Raw genomic sequence first — 19552 nt, forward strand, 5'->3', positions numbered from 1 at the left:
AGTGACGGAGGGGGTCGAGCTCTGCTATCAGACCTTCGGCGATCCCGACGCCGAGCCGCTGCTGCTGGTGATGGGGCTCGGCGGTCCGATGACCTGGTGGCCGGAGGATCTCTGCCGACAGCTGGCGGCCGCGGGCTTCCACGTCGTGCGGTTCGACAACCGGGACACCGGTCGCTCGACCCGGATCCCGGGTCGGGTGCGCTTCGACCACCTGCTGCGCGGGTTCGCCGGACGCCGGGTGAGGGCGCCGTACTCCCTGGAGGACCTCGCCCGCGACGTGTTCGGCCTGATGGACCACCTCGGACTCGCGTCTGCCCACGTGGCCGGGATCTCCATGGGCGGCATGATCGCCCAGACGATGGCCCTCACCGCGCCGCAACGAGTGCGGAGCCTGGCCAGCATCATGTCGAGCACGGGTGCCCGGGCCGTGGGCTGGCAGAACCCGGCGTTGATCCCGACGCTGCTCGCGCCGCGCGGCCCCGGTGTCGAGGCCTACATCCGCCGCAGCCTGATGGTGTGGGGCATCATCGGCTCGCCAGGTTTCCCGCAGGCGGAGGACGAGCTGCGCAGTCGCGCTGCCGAGACGTGGGAGCGAGGCATCGACGAGCAGGGCGTCGTTCGCCAGATGCTGGCGGTGGTGACACAGCGCGACCGCACTCGCGCGCTGCGCGACCTCGATGTCCCGACCGTCGTCCTGCACGGCCTCGCCGACAAGATGGTCCACGTCTCAGGTGGTCGGGCGACGGCGGCAGCGGTCCGCGGCGCGCGGTCCGTCTTCGTGCCCGGCTGGGGCCACGACCTGCCCAGTGCCCTGTTCCCGACGTTCGTCAGCGAGATCCGGCGCAACGCCGACCGGGCGGTAGGCGTCGGCTGATCCCGGCGCCGACCCTCAGCCCGCGCTCAGCCGGCGCCGACCTCCGCACCCGGGATCCGGCCCGCGCGCTCGCGGTCGACGGTGAGGTTCTCCCCGCTGGCCGGGTCGAAGAGGTGGATGCGCCCCCCATCCACCCAGATCTCGGCGTCCTCGCCCTCGGCGATCCTGCTTGATCCGTCGAGCGAGACCACGAGCTGGGTGCGCAGCGAGTCGCCGTCGAGGTCCTTCTCGAGCTGCTGGAGTTGCTCGCGGACCTCGTCGGGCGCCTCGAAGGGGATGTAGGCGTAGGTCTCGTTGCCCAACCACTCGACCGTCTCGACCTTCGCCGAGAAGGTCGAGCCGGAGCGCTCCTCCTCCGCGGCCAGCGAGGCGTCCTCGAAGTGCTCGGGCCGGATGCCTGCGATGAGAAGGCCCCGGCCCGCCGCGCGCTCTGCGCGGTCCGCCGGGATCTCGACCGAGCCGAAGGGCAGCTTCACGGACGTGCCCTCCACCGTCGCGGGGAGGAAATTCATCGGCGGGGAGCCGATGAAGCCGGCGACGAAGAGGTTGCCCGGGTTCTCGTAGAGCTCACGCGGCGTCGCCAGCTGCTGCAGAACGCCCCGCTTGAGGACGGCGACCCGGTCGCCGAGCGTCATCGCCTCGGTCTGGTCGTGGGTGACGTAGACGGTGGTGATGCCCAACCGCTTCTGCAGCCGCGCGATCTCGGTGCGCATCTGGCCGCGCAGCTTGGCGTCGAGGTTGGACAGCGGCTCGTCGAAGAGGAACGCGTCGGCCTGCCGCACGATCGCGCGGCCCATCGCGACGCGCTGGCGCTGACCGCCGGACAGGTTGCCGGGCTTGCGCTCGAGGTGCTCGTCGAGCTCGAGCGTGGACGATGCATCGCGGACCAGCTTGTCGACCTCGCCGTCGGGCATCTTCGCCAGCCGCAGGGGGAAGGCGATGTTCTCGTAGACCGTCAGGTGCGGATAGAGCGCGTAGTTCTGGAACACCATGGCGAGGTTGCGCTCGCGTGGCGCGAGATCGTTGACGCGACGCTCCCCGATGACCATGTCGCCGGAGGTGATGTCCTCGAGTCCCACGATCATCCGCAGCAGCGTGGACTTCCCGCAGCCGGAGGGTCCGACGAGGATCATGAACTCCCCGTCGGCCACGTCGATCGACACGTCGTTGACGGCCGGGAAGCCGTCGCCGTACTGCTTGACGATGTTCTTCATCGTGATGGCGGACATGGGGCACCTCAACCTTTCACGGCGCCGGAGGTGAGCCCGGCGACGATCTTTCGCTGGAAGATCAGGACGATGACGATGATGGGGATGGTGGCGATCACGGCGCCCGCGGCCAGCAGCGAGGCCGGCCGGTTGAACGGGTCCGCGCCGACGAAGAACGACAGCGACGCAGGGATGGGCCGGGCGTTCTCGGTCGAGGTGAGCGAGATGCCGAAGACGAAGTCGTTCCAGGCGAAGAAGAACGTCAGGATCGCCGCGGTGAAGACGCCGGGAGCGGCGAGCGGCACGATCACCTTGCGGAAGGCCTGCCACGAGGTCGCGCCATCGACCTGCGCAGCCTGCTCCATCTCCCACGGGATCTCCCGGAAGAACGCCGACAGCGTCCAGATCGCCAGCGGCAGCGTGAACGACATGTAGGGGATGATCAGGCCGGGCCAGGTGTCATAGAGCCCGATCGCCCGCCACATGTCGAAGAGCGGGCCGACGAGCGAGACGACGGGGAACATCGCGATCGCCAGCGAGAGCGAGAGCACCAGCTTCTTGCCGCGGAACTCCAGCCGAGCGATGGCATAGGCCGCCAGCGTCGCCACGACGATCGAGAGCAGCGTCGCGATCAGGCTGATGCCGATCGAGTTGAAGATCGCCCGCCGGAACTGCTCGTTGTCCCAGACGGCCTGGTAGTTGGCCCACCCGGCCGAGGTGCCCTCCGAGGGGAGGAAGCCGGGGTTGCCGTTGGTGATCGATGCCTCGGACTTGAACGACAGCGAGATGATCCAGGCCACCGGGAGCAGGCACCAGACCATGATCAGCAGGCAGCCGACGACCATGCCGACGCGGTTGAGGGTGCGGTTGTTCATCTCACGCCTCCTGCCGTGCCTGCGCCAGGTCGACGCGGAAGATCTTCACGATGAGCCAGGCCACCAGGAGCACCGACAGGAACAGCAGGACCGAGAGCGCGGATCCCATCCCGAGCTGGAACTGCTCGATGGTCTGGCGGTAGGTCAGGAAGCTGATCGACTCGGTGTTCACGGCGCCGGCGGTCATCACGAAGATGTTGTCGAAGATCCGGTAGGCGTCCAGCGCGCGGAAGAGGACGGCGACCATGATCGCGGCCCGCATGTTCGGCAGGATCACCCGTGTCAGCCGCTGCATCCAGGTCGCACCGTCGACCTTGGCGGCCTCGATCATGTCCTCGCTGACCTGCGCGAGACCGGCGAGCAGCAGCAACGACATGAACGGCGTGGTCTTCCAGATCTCGGAGACCATGATCGCGATCACCGCCGGCGTCTGCTCGCCGAACCAGTTGAAGTCGTCACCGATGAACGGCAGCCAGCTGTTGACGAAGCCGTTCTGGAAGGAGAACGCGAACTGCCAGGCGAAGCCCGAAACGACCGTGATGATGCCGTAGGGGATGAGGATCGAGGTCCGGATCACCCCGCGGGCGAAGATCACCCGGTGCATCACCATCGCGAAGATGAATCCGATGACGAGCTCGATCGCGACGGTCACGACCATGTAGAGCACCGTGATGCCGGTGGTCTTCCAGAAGAGCGGATCGGTGAGCGCGGTCAGGTAGTTGCCGACCCCGATGAACTCACGGTCGTCGGGCGCGGTCAGCGCGTAGTCGAAGGTGGAGAGGTAGATGGCCCGGAGCATCGGGAAGGCCGTCACGATCAGCATCAGCACGATCGCGGGGGCGACCAGCTTCTGGCCGAGTCGGGTCTCGGCGCGGGCGCGGTCGCTCGCGACCGCCTTCTCCTTGCGCTTGCCCGGTGCGGGCGCGGTCACGGTGCTCACAACAGTGCTTTTCCTGCCAGGACGTCGGCGAGATAGTTCGCCGACTCCTCCGGAGTCGAGTCCGGGTCGACCGAGTTGGGCGAGTGCCAGCGCGACTGGATGGCGCCCGAGATCATCGCGTAGAAGGCACTCTCGGGCCGCGGCCCGCCCTCGTCGACGCTGGTGCGGAACAGTTGGATGAGGTCCTTCGGGTAGTCACCGCTGGCCGCCACCTTGTCGTAGGCCGCGTTGGTCGACGGCATCAGCCCCGCCTCGAGAGCCAGGTCGACCTGAGCCTGCTCCGAGGTGATGCACTCCGCTGCCGCCATCGCCCACTCCGGGTGCTCGGAGTAGGCCCCGACGCCGATGTCGATGCCGCCGACCGGCGGCTTCGAGGTCTCGCCCTGGACCGTCTGCGGGTAGCGCACCCAGCCGAGGTCCTCGAACTGCTCCTTCGTGATCCCGTCGGGCTGGTCGATCAGTCCCTCGTAGTTCTTGTAGACGAACGTCCAGTTCGTCATGAACTCACCCGCCCCCTCGGCCGGGAACATCTGACCGAGGCTCGTCCCCTCGTTGGAGACGGACAGGTCCGGCTGCGCCGCGGCGGACTCGGCGAGCTTCTGGATGATCGCCGCTGCCTTGCGGCCGGCGTCGGAGTCGAGCTCGACCTTCGCGTCCCGGCCCGCTTCGGTGTCGGACAGGATCTCGCCGCCGGCGCCCTGGACCAGCGCGTTGATCCACACCACGTAGGCCTCGTACTTGTTGGCCTGGACACCGACCGTGCCGTCGTTGTCGGCGGCCGCGTCGATGATCTGGTCCCACGTGACGGGCTGCTTCATGTCGAGGCCCGCCGCCATCGCCAGCGACTTGCGGTACCAGAGCACCTGGGTGTTGGCCCACAGCGGGATCGCATAGACCTTGTCCTCCCAGGTGACGGTCTCCGCCGCACCTGAGAGGTAGTTGCCCTGGCCCTCGACGCTGGCCGTCACCTCGTCGGCGATGTCGCCCTCGACCTCCTGCAGCCACCCGGCATTGGCGAACTCGGCGACGAAGACGGGGTCGAGATTCATGATGTCGGTCGAGGAGTCCTCGGCCGCGAGTCGTCGGGCGAGCTGGGTCCGCTGGTCGGTCGCCCCCGATGGCAGCAGCTGGACCTCGATGTCGTAGTCGCCGGTGCTGCACTCCTCGGCGTACTTCATGAAGACGTCGACGCCGTCCGGGTTGACGTACCAGTTGAGCACCGGCTTGTCCGAGCCTCCGCAGGCTGCGAGTCCGGTGGCGCCGACGACGCCGGCGCTGATCGCGGCGACGGTGCGGAGACGGCGGCGACCGGGCGGCCGCGACGGCCGCTCCTCGCCCGAACGACGCAGGGGTTTCATCGACCAGACCACCTTCCGAGTTGTGGTGCCCGTCACAGTCCTACCCCTCCGGTCGCTGGTTGTCCACGCCCGGCAGGCACTTGGGGGTGGAGGCGCATTACCCCAGCGCCACGTCCTCAGACGTACTTCTTGTGACGACGGACACGCCCTGCGCGCCGGGGCGTAGGTTGCCTCCATGGCGCTGCACGTGGTCGCCGCTCGGACCGATCCCGCCCTGATCCGCCTGCCCTGGTCGCGCCCGCTGGCCGACTGGGAGGACTGGCACGTCGTTCCGCTGCCACTCGGCCTGTCACGCCACGTGGTCCGCGTGGTGCAGGTCAGCGGGCAGTTCCTCGCCGTCAAGGAGACCGAGGAGGCGATGGCCCTGCGGGAGTACGACCTGCTGCGCGACCTGCAGCGGATCGGCCAGCCCACCGTCGTACCGCGGGGCGTCGTGACGGGCCGCGTCGACGCCGACGGTGCCCCACTCCCGGCGGCGCTGCTGACCGAGCACCTGCACTACTCGCTCCCCTATCGCACGGTCTTCCAGCACGGGTTGCGCACCGAGCAGGTGCCGGCGCTCATCGACGCACTGGTCGTGCTGCTGGTGCGCCTCCATCTCGCCGGCTTCTTCTGGGGCGACGTCTCCCTCTCCAATGCGCTCTTCCGGCGCAGTGCCGGCGGCTTCGCCGCATTCCTCGTCGACGCCGAGACCGGCGAGCTGCGCGCGTCGGTCTCCGACGCGATGCGGGAGCAGGACGTGCTCGTCGGCACCGAGAACATCTTCGCCGAGCTGATGGACCTCGCCGCGTCCGGCGACACCGATGCCCAGGTCGACGGCCACGCGATCGTCACCCAGCTCTCCGAGCGCTATCACCAGCTGTGGGCGGAGCTGACGGCCGCGGAGGAGTTCGGCGCGGACGAGTGGTCACGCATCGAGCAGCGGATCGCCCGTCTCAACGAGCTGGGCTTCGACGTCGACGAGCTCGACGTGCGGGCCGACTCCGATCGCGTGCGGATCCAGCCGAAGGTGGTCGAAGCGGGTCATCACCGACGCGAGCTCCGCGAGCTCACCGGTCTGCTCGTCGAGGACGCCCAGGCCCGCAAGCTGCTCAACGACCTGGCGGCGTTCACCGCGCACGGCGGCTACGACCGCGACGACCGCAAAGACGTGGCGCAGCGGTGGTTGACCAACGTCTACACCCCGATCATCGGGCTGCTGACCGGTGACCTGCGCGCCCGGATCGCGCCCGCGGAGTTCTTCCACGAGGTCATGGAGCACCGGTGGCGGCGCTCCGAGGAGCTCGGCCACGAGGCCGACATCTTCGAGTCCGCCCGCGACTACGTCGCGACGGTCCTCCCCCACCGTCCGCCCGACATGCCGCCGTCGATGACCTGACCAGCTCCACCGCGGATCTCTACGGCCGCCCTCGTACGGCGAACACGTCGGCCACCTGCGCCCGGGTCGCGCCGGTGGCGGTCAGCGCCCACAGCAGCAGCCGCGCCTTCACCGGTGCCTGCCAGCCGGCGCCGATGGCACCGCGAGCGATCAGGTCGACCTCGGAGCCCGGATAGCCGTACATCGCCCGACCGGTCGGGCCCGAACCCGTCCGCGAGGCGAAGACCACCGGCACCGCGGCGGCGAGGTCGCCGATCGCCTCGGCCATGGCCGGGGACACGTGGCCCGCGCCGAACCCGGCGACCACCACGCCGTCGACACCGGCCTGCTGCAGCGCCCGCAGCGCATGGCCGTCGTCGCCGAGGTAGGTCGTCACCAGCGGCACCCGCGGGTCGCCCACGCCGACGACGACGCCGTCGGGCAGCACCAGCGGTGGCACCCGCTGCGGCGCGACGCCATAGAGCACCTCGCCCTCCACGCACCGCCCGATCGGGCCGAACACCGGCGACCGGAAGGCGCCGGTGGAGACCGAGTCGGTCTTCGCGACCCACCGGGCCTCATGAATCTCGTCGTCGAAGGCGACCAGCACGCCGCGGTCGCGCGACCGGGGCTCGGCGGCGCAGCGCACGGCCGTGAGCAGGTTGGCCGGACCGTCGGCCCCGGGCGCGTCCGGCGAGCGCATCGCACCCGTCACGACGAGCGGCTCGGGGCGGTCCCAGAACAGGTCGAGGAGACACGCGGACTCCTCGAGGGTGTCGGTGCCCTGCGTGATCACCACGCCGGCGGCGCCATCCGCCACCGCCGCGTCGGCCCAGGCCAGCGCCCGCAGCACGGTCGGCTCGTCGAGCGCGGGACTCGGCAGCATCGCCAGCGTCTCGGCCCGCACGTCGGCCACCGCCGCCAGGCCGGGCACCGCGGCCGCGAGTCCCTCGGCGGTGACGGTCGGCACCACCTCTCCGCCTGCCGTGCTGGCCGTGCTCGACGTCGAGGCGATCGTGCCGCCGAGTGCGCCGATCGCGACGGTGGGGATGTCCATGGCTCCATCATCGCTGTCGGTGGCCTCTGCCAAGGTGAACGGCATGGCGAGCGACCCGATCCCCGGCCGCATGGGCGGCAGCGCCGAGCGCCCCGCGCGCTTCTTCGCCGACGCTGCCGAGTTCGGCGCGTGGCTGGCGCTGCACCACGACACCGAGACCGAGCTGTGGATGGGCCTCAAGAAGAAGCACGTCCCCGACCGCGGACTCACCTGGGCAGAGGCGGTCCCCGAGGCCCTGTGCTGGGGCTGGATCGACTCGGTCGCACAGCGCATCGACGAGGACGCCACCCGCCAGCGCTGGACGCCGCGGCGCAGGACGAGCATCTGGAGCAAGGTCAACATCGACCTCGTGGAGAAGCTGCGCGCCGAGGGCAGGATGCAGCCCAGCGGGCTGGCGATCTGGGAGCAGCGGCGGCGCGATGTCGCGCCCTACACCCACGAGGTCGACGGCGAGCTGGCCCTGCCCGATGCGTACGCCGCCCAGCTCGCCGCGTCGCCGGCCGCCACCGCGTTCTGGGAGGTCGCCACCCGCACCTACCGGCGCGTCTGCATCAACTGGGTGATCACGGCCAAGCAGGACGCCACCCGCGACCGGCGGATGACCCAGCTGGTCGAGTGCTCCGCGGCCGGCGAGCTGATCCCGAGCCAGCGCTACGGCGAGGTCCCGAAGTGGACCGCACGGGCGGCCGAGGCCGCCCGTGCGGCTCAGGACGCCTCGGGCTCCACATAGACCGTCCCGCCGAGCTCCACGAACTCCGCGGACTTCTGCGCCATGCCGGCGGCCCGGACCTCGTCGGCGAAGCGCTCCCGCACGTCCTGGCTGATCCTCATCGAGCAGAACTTCGGCCCGCACATGGAGCAGAAGTGCGCGGTCTTGGCGTTCTCCGCGGGCAGCGTCTCGTCGTGGAAGGCCTCGGCGGTGACCGGGTCGAGGGAGAGCGCGAACTGGTCGTGCCAGCGGAATTCGAAGCGGGCCCTCGACAGCGCGTCGTCCCAGTCGCGGGCGCCGGGGTGGCCCTTGGCGACATCGGCGGCGTGCGCGGCGAGCTTGTAGGTGATCACACCGGTCTTGACGTCGTCGCGGTTGGGGAGGCCGAGGTGCTCCTTGGGCGTGACGTAGCAGAGCATCGCCGTGCCGTGCATGGCGATCGCGGCTGCGCCGATGGCGGAGGTGATGTGGTCGTAGCCCGGCGCGATGTCGGTGGCGAGCGGCCCGAGGGTGTAGAACGGCGCGCCGTGGCACCAGTCCTGCTGCAGCCGGACGTTCTCCTCGACGAGGTTGAGCGGCACGTGGCCCGGGCCCTCGACCATGACCTGCACGTCGTGCTCCCACGCCCGGGCGGTGAGCTCGGCGAGGGTGCGCAGCTCGGAGAGCTGGGCCTCGTCGTTGGCGTCGGCGGTCGCGCCCGGGCGAAGCCCGTCGCCGAGGGAGAAGCTGACGTCGTACTGCCGGAAGATCGCGCAGAGCTCGTCGAAGTGCGTGTAGAGGAAGTTCTCCTCGTGGTGCGCCAGACACCAGCCGGCCATGATCGAGCCGCCGCGGCTGACGATCCCGGTCACCCGGTGGGCCGTGAGCGGCACGTAGCCGAGCAGCACCCCGGCATGGATCGTCATGTAGTCGACGCCCTGCTCGCACTGCTCGATCACGGTGTCGCGGAAGACCTCCCAGGAGAGCTTGTCGGCCTCGCCGTTGACCTTCTCCAGTGCCTGATAGATCGGCACCGTCCCGATCGGCACGGGCGAGTTGCGGATGATCCACTCCCGCGTGGTGTGGATGTCCTCGCCGGTGCTGAGGTCCATCACGGTGTCGGCGCCCCACGTGATCGCATGGGTGAGCTTGTCGACCTCCTCCGCGATGCTGCTGGTGACGGCGGAGTTGCCGATGTTGGCGTTGACCTTCACCAGGAACCGCTTCCCGATGATCATCGGCTCGGTCTCCGGGTGGTTCACGTTGGCGGGGAGGATGGCGCGGCCGGCAGCGATCTCGCTGCGCACCAGCTCGACGTCGCACTGCTCGCGCTCCGCGACGTAGCGCATCTCCTCGGTCACGATCCCCGCGCGGGCATAGGCCATCTGCGTGATGTTGTCGCCGCGGCGTGGACGCCGCTTCTCGCCGCGCCAAGGATCCTGCGCCTCGCCCCGGCGGACCGCCGAGCGACCGTTGTCGAGCAGCTGGGTCTCCCTGCCGTCGTACGACGCCGTGTCGGCGCGCCCTTCGATCCAGGCGGCCCGCAGGGGCGGCAGGCCCACCACCGGGTCCGACCCGGGCCCGGACGTGCAGTAGCGGTCGAAGGTCTCGCCGTTGGTCAGTGCGACGCGCGTGAACGGCACCTGGATGTCACTGCGGTCACCGCTCCTGTAGATGCGGGTGTGGGCGGGATGAACCGGATGGATGGTCATGCAGGGGCTCCTAGCGTGGGTGGGGAGGTGGGGACGAACAGGTGGGCAACCGGCCCCCGGCCGCGGCCGAGGGTCCAGTCCTTGCTGTGGTGGAGCTGGCGGGCGACGAAGGCGTCGGCGCGGGCGGCGGCGGTGGCCCGGTCGACGCCGTGGGCGAGGTACGACGCCAGGGCGCTGCTGTGCGTGCAGCCGGTGCCGTGGTCGTTGCTGGTGGCGACCCGGGTCGCGACGTCGCCGCCGCGGGTGACGAGCACGTTGGCGGCGTCAGGCCGGCCCAGGGCCTCGAACTCGTCCTCGTTGGGGGTCACGACGGTCGCGACCGGCAGCAGGTGCTCCCGGTAGGCGCTGACGACCTCGACCGATCCGAGCACGGCACCGGAGGTCGCGACGAGCACCGGGTCGACGACGAGCAGCCGGTCCGCGCAGCGCGACGCGACGAGGCGGACCACCTCGGGGGTGGCGAGCATGCCGGTCTTCACCGCCACCGGGTCGAGGTCCTCGAGGACCGCGTCGAGCTGGGCGGCGACGACGTCGAAGGGCACCGGGTGGATCGCGCGCACGCCGGTGGTGTCCTGCGCCGTGACGGCCGTGACGACACACGCGCCGTGGACGCCGAGCGCCGCGAACGTGGTGAGGTCGGCGCCGATGCCGGCCGCACCGCCGGAGTCCGAGCCCGCGATGGTGACGACGACGGGCGGATTCACGTGACCTCCCGGAGCAGCGCCGCCACCACGGAAGCGGGATCCTCGGCCCGCATGACCGCACCCATCACGGCGACACCGAAGGCGCCGGCCTCCCGGGCGGCCGCCACGTTGGCGGGGGTGATGCCGCCCAGGGCGTAGGCCGGGAGCGGCAGTCCCGCGAAGGCGCTGGCCGGTAGCGGCGGTCCGTGGCCCGGCTTGCTCGCCGTCAGTGCGTACGGCGACAGCGTGGTCCACCACGCGCCCTCGCTCGCCGCCGCGGCCACGTCGGCACGGGAGTGGCAGGAGCGGCCCCAGCGGATGGGTTGGCCGGGTGGCGGCGCGCTCGCCGGCAGGTGGACGCCGGAGCAGCCCGACACGGTGCGGTGGGCGGCGATCACCTCCAGGCCGCAGCTGCGGGCATGGGCGGCCAGGCGGTCCCGCTCGGGATCGGGCAGGTCGGTCTCGCGCAGGAGCAGCTGGTCGGCTCCCCCGTCGGCGACGGCGGTGATCACGTCGCAGAGGCTGCGGCCGCGCGGGACCTGGGTGCGGTCGGTGAGCACGACCAGTCGACGGCTTCCCGGGCGGCTCACGAGACCCGACCCGTCATCGGGCTGGAGGCGCGTGCGACCTCGCTGCGCGGGATGCGCCCGGCGGTGTGGGCGAGCCGACCCGCCTCCACGCCGAGCCGCAGCGCTCGGGCCATCGTGACCGGATCGTCCGCCCGGGTCACGGCGGTGGCTGCCAGGACCGCGTCACAGCCGAGCTCCATCGCAAGGGCGGCGTCGCTCGCCGTACCGACACCGGCGTCGAGGACGACCGGTACCTCCACGGCCGCCCGCACGGCGGCGATGGCGTACGGGTTGAGCACGCCGAGACCGGAGCCGATCGGCGAGCCCAGTGGCATCACCGCGGCGCAGCCGGCGTCGACGAGGCGGCGGGCGATGACGGGGTCGTCGGTCGTGTAGGGCAGGACGATGAAGCCGCCGCGCACCAGCTGCTCCGCAGCGTCCAACAGCTCGACGACGTCCGGCAGCAGCGACGCCTCGTCGCCGATCACCTCGAGCTTCACCCAGTCCGTGCCGAGGGCCTCGCGCGCCAGCTCCGCGGTCAGCACCGCCTCGCGGGCGGAGAGGCAGCCGGCGGTGTTGGGCAACAGCCGGACCTCGGCCTCGCGGAGGACCGAGAGCAGGCTGCCGTCGGCGAGCGAGGAGGCGCGGCGCATCGAGACCGTGACCAGCGCGGGCTCGGCCGCGGCGAGCACCGGACCGACGAGCGACACCCGCGGCAGGCCGCCGGTGCCGAGGAGGAGCCGGGACGGCAGCTCGACGCCCGCGATCGACAGTGCGGTCACCGGGTGGTCGGGCATGGTCATCCGCCCTGCACCGCCGTCACGACGTCGACGACGTCGCCGTCGCAGAGCAACGGAGCCGACCACACCGACCGCGGCACCACCTCGCCGTTGACGGCGACCGCGACGCCGTCGGGCTGCGCGGCACCCAGCCGCTGTTGCAGCAAGGCGGCGATCGTCCGTGCGGCGATCCGCACGGACTCGCCGTTGCAGGTGATCGTCATCGCATTCCTTCCATCGGGCGGCGGGGATCGAGGACGGGGTCGACCCGTCCGGTCTCGAGGTGGTCGACGACGAGCTGCGCGGTGAGGGGCGCAAGCAGGACACCGTGGCGGTGGTGGCCGGCGGCGAGCAGCACGCCGTCGACGCCGCTCGGTCCGACGAGCGGGAGCCCGTCGGCGGTCGCGGGCCGGTCGCGGGCGGTGGTCTCGAGCAGCTCGGCGCGATCGACGGCGGGCCACAGCCGCCGAGCGGCGCCGAGCAGACGGTGGACCCCGCCACCCGTGACCACCGCTGGTCCGTCGTGCCGCTCCGACGTCGCACCGATGACCACCCGCCCGTCGCCGCGCGGGACCACGTAGACGGGCTCCCCCGCGGACCAGCCGCGCACGGTCCGGGTCGGCGGGTCGTCCGAGCGCAGGCGGAGGATCTCGCCACGCACTCCCGACACCAGTCCGGCGAACGGTCCCGGGAGACCGGCGCCGGTCGCCACCACGGTCACGTCGGTCCGCCCCCTCGGTGCGGCGGCCACCGGCACCCGCTGCAGCAGCGCGGCGCACACCTCTCGCGGGTCGACGCTCGCCTCGCCGGGCAGCAGCGCACCACCGGCCACGCGGGCGAGCGTCGGCTCGCGCTCGCGGACCGCCGCCCGGTCGAGCGGCTCGACCGGATGCCCGTGCCGGGCCAGCAGCTCCACCTGCCGGTCGACCTGCTGGAGGTCGCCCGCGTCGGCCCCGACCAGGAGGGAGCCGTGCTGCCGCAGCTCGACACGCAGTCGCCCGGCCAGCTCCGGCCACAGGCGGAGCGACTCCAGACCGAGCCGGAGCAGCTCCTCCTCGCCGTGCCAGACCTCGGCGGCCGGGCTCAGCATCCCTGCCGCGGCGTACGACGCCCCGCGGGCCGGGCGCGGGTCGATGACCGTCACGTCGTGCCCCCGCCGGGCCAGCTCGTCGGCGACGGTCAGCCCGATGATCCCGGCTCCGAGCACCTCGATGCGCAGTCCGCTCATGTCAGGCCACGGCCGTCACGAGCTCCTTCGCTGCTGCCAGGGGATCCGGTTGTCGCCAGATCGCGCCGATGACGGCGACGCCGTGGGCGCCGGCTGCGCGGGCCTCGACGGTGGTCGCCGCGGTGAGCCCGCCGATGGCGAGGAGCGGCAGCACGCCGGCCGCCTCAGCGAGGGCGGCGACGCCCAGGGGCTCCGGCAGGCCGGCCTTGGACGAGCTCTCGAAGAGCGGGCCGAAGCCGGCGTAGTCGGCTCCGGCCTGCGCCGCCGTGATGACCGCCGAGCGCGAGCGGCAGGTTGCTCCGACCACCAGGCGCGGGGCGAGTCGTCGGGCATCGGCCACGGCGAGGTCGTCGGCGCCGAGGTGCACGCCATGGGCACCCGCCGCCAGCGCGACGTCGAGCCGGTCGTTGACGATCACGCGGGCGTCGTACGGACCGACGGCGGCCAGCACGGCACGGGGCAACGCGACGAGCTCGCGGGTGGGCAGGCCCTTGGCGCGGACCTGGAAGCCGTCGACGCCCGCCTCGGCCAGCGCAGGCAGGAGGGAGAGGTCGTCGGTCTCGGAGACCAGGCAGAAGAGCCTGGGAAAGCCAGGAAACACAGTCATCGTCCGTTCCTTCGCCGGCATGATCCGGATCAGGTGTGACGGTCGGAGCGGCTCCAGCTCCCTCTCAGCCCGCTGCCGCGGACTCCCGTGGGTGGTCGGTGTCGACCGTAGCGGATGACGGCGTCAGCACGGTGAGACGGGTCACGAATCGGGCGAGAACGTGACTCCGGGCCAATTGTGGCGTTGAATCCCTATTGGGGGATGTCTGAAATACCGTGGTCAGAGTTAAACGTGGTTGGCTGACGCGGAACACATGGTCTTTTCATCACCAGCAGGGAATGGGGTCCCGAGCGTGCGCAAGTTGCTCACCTTCTTCGCTTTCGTCCTGACGGGCGTTGCACTCACAGCCGTGCCGGCTCCGGCACAAGCCGCGCCGGTCTGGTACTACTCGGCCTCCACCGGCGCCACCTACGTCAACGTGCTCAACAGCACGGTGTCCTCCGACCTGACGGCGCAGACGTCGATCTCGGGTGGGCCGTCCAAGACGGCGCAGAACAGCACCGCTGCGGTCGACGTCAGCAAGCTGCTGTCGGTCGGCGCTGCCCAGACCAAGACCTCCGCGGTCAACACGGGCAACGAGGTCACGATGACCTCGTGGGCACGCACCGCCGGCGTCAACCTGCTCAACGGCCTCATCACCGCCGACGCGCTCGAGACCACCACGACCACCGTGGGCAAGGCCGACGGCACGGTCAGCGCCACCGGCGAGACCAAGCTCCTGGGCCTGAAGATCATCGGCGTCAAGCTGCCGCTGACCATCCCCAAGAACTACTCGGTCTCCATCCCGGGCGTCGCGACCATCACGGCGAACACCACCATCCAGAAGGGCGACAGCGAGCTCTCGAGCACCAACTCGTGGGCCCTCGCGGTGCAGCTGCTCAAGCCCCGCGACGGCTACGCCGCCGGCGTGACGCTGATCGTCAACCCGATGGTCCAGTACATCACCGGGGTCGAGCCGTCCAGCGAGCCCGCTCGCCTCGCCGGCTTCTCCTTCAGCAGCCGCGTCCAGGCCAACGTCGGCGACGCCGTCAAGGTCGTCAGCGACCCGACCGCCTACATCGGTGTCCCGATGGCCGGCAGCAACGGCAACACGCTCAAGAACAGCACCGTCTCGGCCAACGTCCCCGGCGTCCTCACGCTCGGCACGCTGACCTCGACCAGCACCTCGAGCCGTGACGAGGTCGGCAACGCCGACGTCCTGACGACCAACAAGACCGCCGGGATCAATGTCCTCGGCGGCCTGGTCAAGGCCGACGCCATCGAGGTGTCCGCCCACGGGGTCTACAAGCTCAACACGCAGACCAACAAGTTCGAGTACACCTCCGAGCTGAAGATGACCACGCTCAACCTGGTCATCGCCGGTCAGGCGATCCCGGTCAACGTGGGCCCGAACACGACGCTCAACATCCTGGGCCTCGGCAAGGTCGAGCTCAACAAGCAGGTCACCTACCCCGGCTCGAAGATGAACCGGATCGACGGCCTCAAGATCACCCTCGACACCGCGCAGGCCGGCCTGCCGGTGGGCGCGACGATCGAGTTCGCCATCGCGGCGACGATCATCACGCCGGGCTCGAACGGCTGATCCAGCACCACCCGACAGCGGGGGCGGTGGCGACGGAAGTCGCCACCGCCCCCGCTGCGTCGTGCGGGGTGATTCGGCGATATCCTCGGTGGTTGTGGCTGAAGCAGAGTTCCGGTATTCCGACCTCCTCCCGACCGGCAAGGACGACACGCCCTATCGGTTGATCACCACCGAGGGGGTCGAGACCTTCGAGGGCCCGGACGGCACGACCTTCCTCAAGGTCGACCCGACCGCGATCCAGCGCCTGACCGCCGAGGCGATGCACGACATCAGCCACTACCTGCGGCCCGCCCACCTCGCGCAGCTGCGCAAGATCATCGACGACCCCGAGGCGTCGGGCAACGACCGCTTCGTGGCGCTCGACCTGCTCAAGAACGTCAACATCTCCGCGGGCGGCGTGCTGCCGATGTGCCAGGACACCGGCACCGCGATCGTGATGGGCAAGAAGTCCGAGGGCGTGCTGACCGGCGCCGAGGACGGCGAGTGGATCAGCAAGGGCGTCTACGACGCCTACACGAAGCTCAACCTCCGCTACAGCCAGCTCGCCCCGCTGACGACCTACGAGGAGAAGAACACCGGCACCAACCTGCCCGCACAGATCGAGCTCTACTCGACGGCGCAGGGCGAGAAGGGCCCGGAGTACAAGTTCCTCTTCATGGCCAAGGGCGGCGGCTCGGCCAACAAGTCCTTCCTGTTCCAGGAGACGAAGGCCGTCCTCAACCCGAAGCGGATGCTGGAGTTCCTCGACGAGAAGATCCGCTCCCTCGGCACCGCGGCCTGTCCGCCGTACCACCTGGCGATCGTCATCGGCGGCACGTCGGCGGAGTACGCCCTCAAGACCGCGAAGTACGCGAGCGCGCACTACCTCGACAACCTCCCCACGGAGGGCTCGATGAGCGCCCACGGCTTCCGCGACCTCGAGCTCGAGGAGGAGGTCTTCAAGCTGACCCAGTCCTTCGGGATCGGCGCGCAGTTCGGTGGGAAGTACTTCTGCCACGACGTCCGCGTCGTGCGCCTCCCCCGCCACGGTGCGTCCTGCCCGGTCGCGATCGCGGTCTCCTGCTCCGCCGACCGCCAGGCGCTCGGCAAGATCACTGCCGACGGCATCTTCCTCGAGCAGCTCGAGACCGACCCGGCGCAGTACATGCCCGACGCCGGCGTCGCCGAGGACATCTCCGGCGGCGAGGTCGTCAAGGTCGACCTCAACCGGCCGATGAGCGAGATCCTGGCCCAGCTGTCGTCGTACCCGGTCAAGACGCGACTGTCGCTGACCGGCCCGCTGGTCGTCGCCCGGGACATCGCGCACGCGAAGATCCAGGAGCGTCTGGACGCCGGCGAGGAGATGCCCGACTACCTCAAGAACCACCCGGTCTACTACGCCGGCCCCGCCAAGACCCCCGAGGGCATGGCGTCCGGCTCCTTCGGTCCGACGACCGCCGGCCGGATGGACTCCTACGTGAAGTCCTTCCAGGCCGCGGGCGGCTCGATGGTGATGCTGGCGAAGGGCAACCGGAGCAAGCAGGTCACCGAGGCGTGCGACGAGTACGGCGGCTTCTACCTCGGCTCGATCGGCGGCCCCGCCGCGCGGCTGGCCCAGGACTGCATCAAGAGCCAGGAGGTCATCGAGTATCCCGAGCTCGGCATGGAGGCGGTCTGGAGGATCGAGGTCGAGGACTTCCCGGCGTTCATCGTCGTCGACGACAAGGGCAACGACTTCTTCACCGACCCCGGCGGCGCCGTGACCGTGCCGATCACCGGGATCCGGGTGCGCTCGGCGGAGTAGCGCCGGTGTCCGGGGGCCGGGGAACCCTCGCCACGTCCCGTCCGTTGCAGGAGAGAACGCCCCTTCGTGGAGAGGACCCCCATGCGCTGCCCCGTCGATGAAGCCACCCTGGTGATGAGCGAGCGGAACGGGATCGAGATCGACTACTGCCCGCAGTGCCGCGGTGTCTGGCTCGACCGCGGCGAGCTCGACAAGATCATCGACCGCTCCGTCGGGCAGCCCCAGCCGGCTCCGCAGCAGGCGCCGCCGCGCCAGCAGCAGTACGACCGCTACGACGACCGCCGCGGCGGCTACGACCAGGGCCACTACAAGAAGCGCAAGAAGGAGAGCTGGCTCAGCGAGCTCTTCGACTGATCACGGCCGCGTCAGCGGACGTGATCGTTGGTGGTTGAGCAGCGACCACGACCGGGGCACGAGGTCGTGACGGAGCGTGTCGAAACCCGGTGAGGCATCCGGCGGACCGCATCACTTCTACCGGGCCTTTGTAGGCTCGGGACGTGAGTGACTCCGAGCAGCGGTTCCGCATCGAGCACGACTCGATGGGCGAGGTCCGCGTCCCCGTCGACGCCCTGTGGCGAGCCCAGACGCAGCGGGCCGTCGAGAACTTCCCGATCAGCGGCACACCGATCGAGCCCGCGTTGATCCACGCCCTCGGCCGGGTCAAGGCGGCAGCGGCGACGGCCAACCTCGCCCTGGGCGTGCTGTCCGAGGACCAGGGCACGGCGATCCTGGCCGCCGCCGACGAGGTGGCCGCCGGTGACCACGACGGCCAGTTCCCGATCGACGTCTTCCAGACGGGCTCCGGCACGAGCTCCAACATGAACGCCAACGAGGTGATCGCCACGCTGGCCGCCCGCGAGGGCGTCGAGGTCCATCCCAACGACCACGTCAACGCGAGCCAGTCGAGCAACGACACCTTCCCGACCGCGATCCACGTCGCGGCGGCCTCGTCCGTGGTCGACGACCTGCTGCCGGCGATCGACGTCCTCGCGACCTCGCTGGAAGCCAGGGCCGGCGAGTTCGCCGGCCTGGTGAAGTCGGGCCGGACCCACCTGATGGACGCGACCCCGGTGATGCTCGGCCAGGAGTTCGGAGGCTATGCCGCGACGGTCCGCTACGCCGCGGAGCGCCTCGACGCCGTCCTGCCCCGAGTGCGGGAGCTGCCGCTCGGCGGCACCGCGGTCGGCACCGGGATCAACACGCCTCCCGGCTTCGCGGAGACCGCGATCGCGGCCCTCTCCGGGGCCACGGGGCAGCCCTTCACCGAGGCCCGGGACCACTTCGAGGCTCAGGGCACGCGCGACTCGCTCGTCGAGCTCAGCGGCGTGCTCCGCACGATCGCCGTGGGACTCACCAAGATCTGCAACGACCTGCGCTGGATGGGATCCGGGCCGACGACCGGGCTCGCCGAGATCCACCTGCCCGACCTGCAGCCCGGCTCATCGATCATGCCCGGCAAGGTCAACCCGGTCCTGCCGGAGGCCACGCTGATGGTCTGCATGCAGGTGGTCGGCAACGACGCGGCCGTCACCGCGGCCGGAGCGAGCGGCAGCTTCGAGCTCAACGTGGCGATGCCGGTCATGGCCCGCAACGTGCTCGAGTCCGTGCGGTTGCTGGCCGCCGCCATGCGCACCCTCGCCACCCGCTGCATCGACGGGATCACCGCCGACGAGCAGCGGATGCGTCGTTATGCCGAGTCCTCGCCGTCGGTCGTCACTCCGCTCAACAAGCACCTCGGCTACGAGAGCGCCGCAAAGGTCGCGAAGCAGGCCCTCGCCGAGGGCGCGACGATCCGCGAGACCGTCCTCGCGCTGGGCTACGTCGAGCGCGGCGTCCTGACCCTCGAGGAGCTGGACGCCGCGCTCGACGTGGAGTCGATGACCCGGCCGTGACCGGGTCGCCGGGTCAGACCTTCTTGCGGCCCGTCAGCGTCGCGGCGACGACGACCGCGGCGGCGGCGACACCCACCTGCCAGAGGTGGCGCAGCCAGTCGATGCCGTTGGTGGTGTTGTCCCACGTGGCGGGGTGGTCGTCGAAGCGCCCGTTGTTGTGACCGAAGAGCACCCAGTAGAGCAGGCTGCCCGCGAGCATGCCCACGATGCCGCAGACCATGGTCAGCCACAGCGGGAACCTGGTCCGGTCGCCCGGCGCGACGGCCTTGCCGAGGAGGCCGATGATGGTGCCGCCGACGATCGTCACGATGATGGTCCAGAGCATCGCGGGCTCCTTCCGTCCTGCGGGGCACCCGAGCC

The 19552-nt window shown here is 70.6% G+C and carries 20 protein-coding genes and 1 riboswitch; of the genes, 7 read left to right on the forward strand and 13 right to left on the reverse strand.

Annotated elements, in window-relative coordinates; all coding sequences use genetic code 11:
- The first annotated feature begins 1 nt into the window (after window position 1).
- On the forward strand, window positions 2–874 hold the full coding sequence (locus E9934_RS07695; RefSeq protein ID WP_238694829.1) for an alpha/beta fold hydrolase: 873 nt from the start codon (window positions 2–4) through the stop codon (window positions 872–874).
- Between the two features lie 26 nt (window positions 875–900).
- Here E9934_RS07695 and E9934_RS07700 read toward each other — a convergent pair whose 3' ends face one another.
- Genes E9934_RS07700 through E9934_RS07715 form a run of 4 tightly spaced genes read right to left on the reverse strand, consistent with a single transcriptional unit; the run spans window position 901 to window position 5255 of the window.
- A complete protein-coding gene (locus E9934_RS07700; RefSeq protein ID WP_136562315.1) occupies window positions 901–2103 on the reverse strand; it encodes an ABC transporter ATP-binding protein in 1203 nt (400 codons plus the stop codon).
- 8 nt (window positions 2104–2111) lie between these two features.
- Window positions 2112–2957, reverse strand: a complete 846-nt coding sequence (locus E9934_RS07705; protein ID WP_136562316.1) for a carbohydrate ABC transporter permease — start codon at window positions 2955–2957, stop codon at window positions 2112–2114.
- A gap of 1 nt (window position 2958) precedes the next feature.
- Window positions 2959–3897, reverse strand: coding sequence for a carbohydrate ABC transporter permease (locus tag E9934_RS07710; protein ID WP_136562317.1), 939 nt, complete (start codon window positions 3895–3897; stop codon window positions 2959–2961).
- On the reverse strand, window positions 3894–5255 hold the full coding sequence (locus E9934_RS07715; RefSeq protein ID WP_158294960.1) for a sugar ABC transporter substrate-binding protein: 1362 nt from the start codon (window positions 5253–5255) through the stop codon (window positions 3894–3896). Before E9934_RS07715 ends, E9934_RS07710 begins: the two co-directional genes overlap by 4 nt.
- A 175-nt stretch (window positions 5256–5430) precedes the next feature.
- Here E9934_RS07715 and E9934_RS07720 point away from each other — a divergent pair, with 175 nt between their 5' ends.
- Window positions 5431–6633, forward strand: a complete 1203-nt coding sequence (locus E9934_RS07720) for a DUF4032 domain-containing protein (RefSeq protein WP_136562319.1) — start codon at window positions 5431–5433, stop codon at window positions 6631–6633.
- Between the two features lie 19 nt (window positions 6634–6652).
- Here E9934_RS07720 and E9934_RS07725 read toward each other — a convergent pair whose 3' ends face one another.
- Window positions 6653–7669, reverse strand: a complete 1017-nt coding sequence (locus tag E9934_RS07725; protein WP_136562320.1) for an asparaginase — start codon at window positions 7667–7669, stop codon at window positions 6653–6655.
- Between the two features lie 43 nt (window positions 7670–7712).
- On the opposite strand from E9934_RS07725, the gene E9934_RS07730 reads away from it, so the two are divergent.
- Window positions 7713–8399, forward strand: coding sequence for a YdeI/OmpD-associated family protein (locus E9934_RS07730; protein ID WP_202977235.1), 687 nt, complete (start codon window positions 7713–7715; stop codon window positions 8397–8399).
- Here the strand turns inward: E9934_RS07730 and thiC are convergent.
- The 7 genes from thiC to E9934_RS07765 form a co-directional block, all read right to left on the reverse strand.
- Window positions 8375–10069, reverse strand: a complete 1695-nt coding sequence (gene thiC / locus E9934_RS07735; RefSeq protein WP_136562321.1) for a phosphomethylpyrimidine synthase ThiC — start codon at window positions 10067–10069, stop codon at window positions 8375–8377. The two genes, E9934_RS07730 and thiC, sit on opposite strands and share 25 nt — an antisense overlap.
- On the reverse strand, window positions 10066–10773 hold the full coding sequence (locus tag E9934_RS07740; RefSeq protein ID WP_136562322.1) for a bifunctional hydroxymethylpyrimidine kinase/phosphomethylpyrimidine kinase: 708 nt from the start codon (window positions 10771–10773) through the stop codon (window positions 10066–10068). The genes thiC and E9934_RS07740 overlap by 4 nt, the downstream gene beginning before the upstream one ends.
- Window positions 10770–11342 (reverse strand): thiamine phosphate synthase, encoded by a 573-nt coding sequence (locus tag E9934_RS07745; protein WP_136562323.1) that lies wholly within the window; start codon window positions 11340–11342, stop codon window positions 10770–10772. The genes E9934_RS07740 and E9934_RS07745 overlap by 4 nt, the downstream gene beginning before the upstream one ends.
- Entirely contained in the window at window positions 11339–12124 is a 786-nt protein-coding gene (locus E9934_RS07750) for a thiazole synthase (protein ID WP_379191448.1), read from the reverse strand. The genes E9934_RS07745 and E9934_RS07750 overlap by 4 nt, the downstream gene beginning before the upstream one ends.
- Complete coding sequence (thiS, locus tag E9934_RS07755) at window positions 12121–12324, reverse strand: sulfur carrier protein ThiS (protein WP_136562324.1); 204 nt, start codon at window positions 12322–12324, stop codon at window positions 12121–12123. The genes E9934_RS07750 and thiS overlap by 4 nt, the downstream gene beginning before the upstream one ends.
- The gene (thiO, locus tag E9934_RS07760; RefSeq protein WP_136562325.1) at window positions 12321–13328 is read right to left on the reverse strand and encodes a glycine oxidase ThiO; all 1008 of its coding nucleotides are present in this window, start codon (window positions 13326–13328) and stop codon (window positions 12321–12323) included. Before thiO ends, thiS begins: the two co-directional genes overlap by 4 nt.
- A gap of 1 nt (window position 13329) precedes the next feature.
- Entirely contained in the window at window positions 13330–13935 is a 606-nt protein-coding gene (locus tag E9934_RS07765; RefSeq protein WP_136562326.1) for a thiamine phosphate synthase, read from the reverse strand.
- Window positions 13924–14034: riboswitch (TPP riboswitch) on the reverse strand. It overlaps the preceding gene by 12 nt.
- 193 nt (window positions 14035–14227) lie before the next feature.
- On the opposite strand from E9934_RS07765, the gene E9934_RS07770 reads away from it, so the two are divergent.
- The 4 genes from E9934_RS07770 (at window position 14228) to E9934_RS07785 (ending at window position 19192) form a co-directional block, all read left to right on the forward strand.
- Window positions 14228–15517, forward strand: a complete 1290-nt coding sequence (locus E9934_RS07770) for a choice-of-anchor P family protein (RefSeq protein WP_136562327.1) — start codon at window positions 14228–14230, stop codon at window positions 15515–15517.
- A 94-nt stretch (window positions 15518–15611) separates the two neighbouring features.
- Window positions 15612–17300 (forward strand): fumarate hydratase, encoded by a 1689-nt coding sequence (locus E9934_RS07775; protein WP_136562328.1) that lies wholly within the window; start codon window positions 15612–15614, stop codon window positions 17298–17300.
- Window positions 17301–17414: 114 nt separating this feature from the next.
- Entirely contained in the window at window positions 17415–17654 is a 240-nt protein-coding gene (locus tag E9934_RS07780) for a TFIIB-type zinc ribbon-containing protein (RefSeq protein ID WP_238694830.1), read from the forward strand.
- Window positions 17655–17797: 143 nt separating this feature from the next.
- Window positions 17798–19192: a class II fumarate hydratase gene (locus E9934_RS07785; protein ID WP_202977236.1), complete on the forward strand. Its 1395-nt coding sequence runs from the start codon at window positions 17798–17800 to the stop codon at window positions 19190–19192.
- Window positions 19193–19205: 13 nt separating this feature from the next.
- Here E9934_RS07785 and E9934_RS07790 read toward each other — a convergent pair whose 3' ends face one another.
- Complete coding sequence (locus tag E9934_RS07790) at window positions 19206–19517, reverse strand: hypothetical protein (RefSeq protein WP_136562330.1); 312 nt, start codon at window positions 19515–19517, stop codon at window positions 19206–19208.
- Window positions 19518–19552: the final 35 nt, after the last annotated feature.

The sequence above is a fragment of the Nocardioides caeni genome, from assembly GCF_004912195.1.
Taxonomy (GTDB): Bacteria; Actinomycetota; Actinomycetes; order Propionibacteriales; family Nocardioidaceae; genus Nocardioides; species Nocardioides caeni.

Coding starts and splice junctions, on each gene's coding strand:
- E9934_RS07780 (WP_238694830.1), top strand. CDS start 17,415: ATGAGCGAGCGGAACGGGATCGAGATCGACTACTGCCCGCAGTGCCGC.
- E9934_RS07730 (WP_202977235.1), top strand. CDS start 7,713: ATGGCGAGCGACCCGATCCCCGGCCGCATGGGCGGCAGCGCCGAGCGC.
- E9934_RS07765 (WP_136562326.1), bottom strand. CDS start 13,935: ATGACTGTGTTTCCTGGCTTTCCCAGGCTCTTCTGCCTGGTCTCCGAG.
- thiC (WP_136562321.1), bottom strand. CDS start 10,069: ATGACCATCCATCCGGTTCATCCCGCCCACACCCGCATCTACAGGAGC.
- E9934_RS07750 (WP_379191448.1), bottom strand. CDS start 12,124: ATGACCATGCCCGACCACCCGGTGACCGCACTGTCGATCGCGGGCGTC.
- E9934_RS07725 (WP_136562320.1), bottom strand. CDS start 7,669: ATGGACATCCCCACCGTCGCGATCGGCGCACTCGGCGGCACGATCGCC.
- E9934_RS07790 (WP_136562330.1), bottom strand. CDS start 19,517: ATGCTCTGGACCATCATCGTGACGATCGTCGGCGGCACCATCATCGGC.
- E9934_RS07700 (WP_136562315.1), bottom strand. CDS start 2,103: ATGTCCGCCATCACGATGAAGAACATCGTCAAGCAGTACGGCGACGGC.
- E9934_RS07715 (WP_158294960.1), bottom strand. CDS start 5,255: ATGAAACCCCTGCGTCGTTCGGGCGAGGAGCGGCCGTCGCGGCCGCCC.
- thiO (WP_136562325.1), bottom strand. CDS start 13,328: ATGAGCGGACTGCGCATCGAGGTGCTCGGAGCCGGGATCATCGGGCTG.
- E9934_RS07720 (WP_136562319.1), top strand. CDS start 5,431: ATGGCGCTGCACGTGGTCGCCGCTCGGACCGATCCCGCCCTGATCCGC.
- E9934_RS07705 (WP_136562316.1), bottom strand. CDS start 2,957: ATGAACAACCGCACCCTCAACCGCGTCGGCATGGTCGTCGGCTGCCTG.
- thiS (WP_136562324.1), bottom strand. CDS start 12,324: ATGACGATCACCTGCAACGGCGAGTCCGTGCGGATCGCCGCACGGACG.